Here is a 794-nt window from a genome sequence, read left to right as displayed (position 1 = left end):
GGCTGCATCTAAATTAGAGGCGTTGTCCCATCCTCACAAACTAGTGATCTATCCCAATGGCGATCATGCGCTCACTTTTTATCAAGAGTCGTTGCATGAAGAGATAGTCAATTGGTTGTCTGCGAATTTGTAGTCCCACATACAAAAGAGCCCGCGGTAGCGGGCTCTATTAAGATTAACAAAAGGCAATACTAACCTGTGTTACGCATACCTATCGCGATACCAGCGATAGTTACCATCATGGCGCGCTCAAGTTCAGCGTTGTGTTCACCTTCTTCTACTTGACGGATACGCTCAAGAAGTTCTATTTGCAGATAGTGTAGTGGTTGCAAGTAACCTGCACGTATCTCCATAGACTCTTTACCTTGAGGGTCAGACTTCATAATGTCGTCTTCACCCGTGAGTTTAAGCAGCGATGCAATGCTGTCTTTAAGTTCTTGGCGTAATGCCGCACCAAAGTGCTTGAGATTCTCTGGCACCAGGCGTGCATCATACTCTTCACTAATGCGCGGGTCGGCTTTATGGAACACCATATCTAGCATAGACAAACGTGACGCGAAGAACGGCCAGTTAGCGACCATTTCTTCGGTAATCGCTTCGTTGCCATCCGCTTTCACCGCTTCAATTGCCTTAGTTACACCCAACCATGAAGGTAATACCAAGCGGGTTTGCGCCCACGAGAAGATCCAAGGGATGGCGCGAAGGCTTTCAATACCACCAGTAGGCTTACGTTTAGCAGGGCGACTACCTAAAGGTAGCTTACCGAGTTCTTGCTCAGGTGTTGCTACACGGAA

General features: G+C 47.6%; 1 protein-coding gene. It reads right to left on the bottom strand.

Annotation, left to right across the window (positions count from 1 at the left end; all coding sequences use genetic code 11):
• Positions 1 to 191: 191 nt before the first annotated feature.
• Positions 192 to 794, bottom strand: a 603-nt coding sequence (locus EYS00_RS20435; protein ID WP_130639742.1) for a phosphoenolpyruvate carboxylase, incomplete at its 5' end; no start/stop codon positions are given.

The organism is Alteromonas sp. KUL49 (assembly GCF_006538345.1).
In the GTDB taxonomy this organism is placed as follows: Bacteria; Pseudomonadota; Gammaproteobacteria; order Enterobacterales; family Alteromonadaceae; genus Alteromonas.
The sequence above is the reverse complement of the archived record's forward strand: the minus strand, read 5'-3'. Positions and strand labels throughout refer to the sequence as shown.